At 63.9% G+C, this 3,337-nt stretch carries 4 protein-coding genes; 3 read left to right on the top strand and 1 reads right to left on the bottom strand.

The genetic code is table 11. The features are described from left to right. The coding region (locus VGP39_RS15975; RefSeq protein WP_327569074.1) for a helix-turn-helix domain-containing protein at positions 1 to 127 on the top strand (127 nt) is incomplete at its 5' end. A 197-nt stretch (positions 128 to 324) separates the two neighbouring features. Here VGP39_RS15975 and VGP39_RS15980 read toward each other — a convergent pair. Then, a complete protein-coding gene (locus VGP39_RS15980) occupies positions 325 to 858 on the bottom strand; it encodes an REP-associated tyrosine transposase (protein WP_327569072.1) in 534 nt (177 codons plus the stop codon). A 536-nt stretch (positions 859 to 1,394) separates the two neighbouring features. Between VGP39_RS15980 and hfq the strand changes: the two genes are divergently transcribed. Next, positions 1,395 to 1,643: an RNA chaperone Hfq gene (hfq, locus tag VGP39_RS15985; protein ID WP_006020546.1), complete on the top strand. Its 249-nt coding sequence runs from the start codon at positions 1,395 to 1,397 to the stop codon at positions 1,641 to 1,643. A 23-nt stretch (positions 1,644 to 1,666) separates the two neighbouring features. Then, complete coding sequence (gene hflX / locus VGP39_RS15990; protein ID WP_327569073.1) at positions 1,667 to 3,046, top strand: GTPase HflX; 1,380 nt, start codon at positions 1,667 to 1,669, stop codon at positions 3,044 to 3,046. The last annotated feature ends 291 nt before the right edge of the window (positions 3,047 to 3,337 follow it).

A 3,337-nucleotide genomic window follows, 5' to 3' on the forward strand; every position in this document is an offset into this window, starting at 1 on the left:
ATTCGAGCGCGACTATCTGATCGCCCAGATCAGCCGCTTCTCCGGCAACATCTCGCGCACGGCGGAATTCGTCGGCATGGAGCGCTCGGCCCTGCACCGCAAGCTGAAGGCGCTGGGGGTGGGGTGAGGGCGTAGGGCGCAATAAGCGAAGCGCATTGCGCCGCTCCCTCATCCCGCCCGCACGTCGCGGTGGAACGACGAACGCGGCCAGTCGCAAACGCGAGTGACGAAGCTGTCAGCGTCACGCGGCTTTCGCAGGCGCGGCGCAATGCGCTGCGCTTATTGCGCCCTACGTAGCTACGAAGCGCATTGCGCCGCTCCCTCTCAAACGCGCTCGCCGAAGCTGCCCGCTGCCGAGACGTCGCCCGCCCAATCTTCCGGGAACAACCCCGCCCGCACGTCGCGGTGGAACGATGAATGCGGCCAGTCGCGGACGCGGCTGACCAGGCCGTGCTTGACCGGATTGATGTAGCAATACTCGACGTGGCGGCGGAAATCCTCGTCGTCGCGGATCAGATGTTCCCAGAAACGGCGCTGCCAGATGGCGCGTTCGCCGCGCGCAATGCGGACCGCGCTGCGCTGCTCGGTCTTGGGAACGGCCTGGGCGAAGGCGATTTTGATCAGCCGCCAGCGCAACGAAAAATCGGCGTCGTCCGGCGGCAGCGTCCAAACCGCATGGATATGATCGGGCAGCACCACCATCGCGTCGATCGTGAACGGGTGGCGCGTCTGGGTGAGTCGCGTCGCCTCGCGCAACACGTCGATATGGTCAGTCAGAAGGCGGCGTCGCCGGTCCAGCAGATTGACGGTGAAGAACCAGCATCCGCCGGGCACGAAGGCGCGGCGATAATTCGGCATGGGGACAATGATAACACCAGTGCGGCGCAATGCGCTGCGCTTATTGCGCCCTACGGGCTGCGCTTATTGCGCCCTGCGGGCTGAGCGTCAGATAATACCGCAGCGCGTAGGGCGCAATGAGCGCAGCGCATTGCGCCGCTCCCTCTCAAACACGCTCGCCAAAGATTGACGGTGAAGAACCAGCATCCGCCGGGCGCGAAGGCGCGGCGATAATTCGGCATGTCGGCAACGATAACACCAGTGCGGCGCAATGCGCTGCGCTTATTGCTCCCTACGGGCTGAAAGCGCTCGGGGTGGGGTAATACCGCAGGGCGAAATCAGCTGCCGGAGAAATTCCTTCTCTTTCGGCCCTTGCCCGAATTGCACCCGTCTTTGCGACAGCTATCACGCGAACCCGCTTGCCTAAAAACCACGCCTGCCGTCTAATTGTGCCTGCCGGGCCCTCGGAGGGGGATCTCAGGGGAAGCCGGGCAGCCAAGTTGAGGCTCCATAAGAGAGCTGCAACCGGCTCAATAAAAAAAGGCGGGATAAAAACAATGGCGGCAGACCGCGCACAAAATCTACAGGACACCTTCCTTAATCACGTTCGCAAAACCAAGACGCCACTGACGATCTTTCTGGTCAATGGAGTGAAGCTGCAGGGCATTGTCACCTGGTTCGACAATTTCTGTCTGCTGCTGCGGCGCGACGGTCATTCGCAGCTTGTCTACAAGCATGCGATCTCGACCATCATGCCGGGCGCCCCGATCCAGTTGTTCGAAGGCGGCGAGGACGCTCCAGCTTGAGCAAGTCGTTGAAAGAAACCTGATTGGAACCCCGACATCTTGAAGGGGGCGCCGACCGTCCGCGGCCGGCGGGGGGCACACGGACCGGGCGGGTGATCGTCATCGGCCCCTATTTGCGGATGCGCCGCGGCGGCCCCGACGCGCAAACGGAGTCGCGCGCGATCCGTAATTCCGAGGCGCGGCTCGAGGAGGCGAAAGGCCTGGCGCGTGCGATCGACCTGACGATCGCCGACGCCATCATCGCGCCGGTCGGCCAGATCCGGCCCGCCACCTATCTCGGCAAGGGCAAGGTCGAGGAAATCGTCGGCCTCATTGCCGGGCACGAGATCGAGCTCGTGGTGATGGACTGCGCATTGTCGCCGATCCAGCAGCGCAACCTGGAGAAGGCGTGGAACACAAAAGTGCTCGACCGCACCGGCCTGATCCTGGAAATCTTCGGCCGCCGCGCCAAGACCAAGGAGGGCGCGCTGCAGGTCGAGCTCGCGCATCTCAACTATCAGCGCAGCCGCCTGGTGCGGTCCTGGACCCATCTGGAACGCCAGCGCGGCGGTTTTGGATTCATGGGCGGCCCCGGCGAAACCCAGATCGAAGCCGACCGGCGCCTGATCGGCGATCGCATCGCCCGCCTGGAAAACGAGATCAAGAAAGTTCAGGCGACGCGCCGTCTGCACCGCGCCGGCCGGCAGCGCGTGCCGTATCGCGTGGTGGCGCTGGTCGGCTACACCAATGCCGGTAAGTCGACGTTGTTCAACCGCCTGACCCGCGCCGAGGTGCAGGCCGCCGACATGCTGTTTGCGACGCTCGATCCGACCTTGCGGAGCCTGAGCCTGCCGCATGGCGGCAAGGCGATGCTGTCGGACACCGTCGGCTTCATTTCCAACCTGCCGACCCAGCTGGTTGCGGCGTTTCGCGCGACGCTGGAAGAGGTGATGCAGGCCGATGTCATCCTCCACGTCCGCGATATCTCGCACGAGGACGCCGACGCCCAGCAGCGCGACGTCGACGCGGTGCTGCGTCAGCTCGGCATCGATCCCGATGCCGGGGCGCGCATTCTGGAGGTCTGGAACAAGATCGATCGTTTCACCCCGGAAGAACGCGAGAACTTGCAAAACATCGCGGCGCGGCGGCCGCCGGAGCGTCCGTGTTTCCTGGTTTCCGCGGCAACCGGCGAGGGCATCGACGCGCTCTTGGCAGCGATCGAGCAGCGGCTGGCCGCGAGCCGGATGACGCTCGACCTGTCGATCGACGCCTCCGACGGCGCCGGTATCAGCTGGCTGCACCGCAATTCCGAAGTGCTCCACAAGGAGCTGCACGACGGCCGGTTCGCGATGACGGTGCGGGTCGATGAAACCAAGCGCGACATCGTGGTCAACCGCTTCGCCGCGGTGCCGCACGCGGTTTGATGCCGCGCAGGCCGCATACCCCCGCCTGCACCTCGGCCTTCAACAGCGTAGGAATGTAATCACGATTTGTTGATCGACGGGATTGTTGACATATATTCCTTTTCAGCTACATTGTAGTCATCCTATCCTACCTTGAGGGAGCGTTACCTGGGACGCTTTGGAACGTGGGGATGGGAGCGGCGCCTGAGGGCGGGGGCTAACGTGGCTCTTCGTTCGCGGGAGTACTTGGGTATCCGTCCGGCCCCACTCTCGGGGTCTGCCACCGAAGCTGGCTGGACGGGGACAGGCAGC

The organism is Bradyrhizobium sp. (assembly GCF_036009065.1).
Lineage (GTDB): Bacteria > Pseudomonadota > Alphaproteobacteria > Rhizobiales > Xanthobacteraceae > Bradyrhizobium.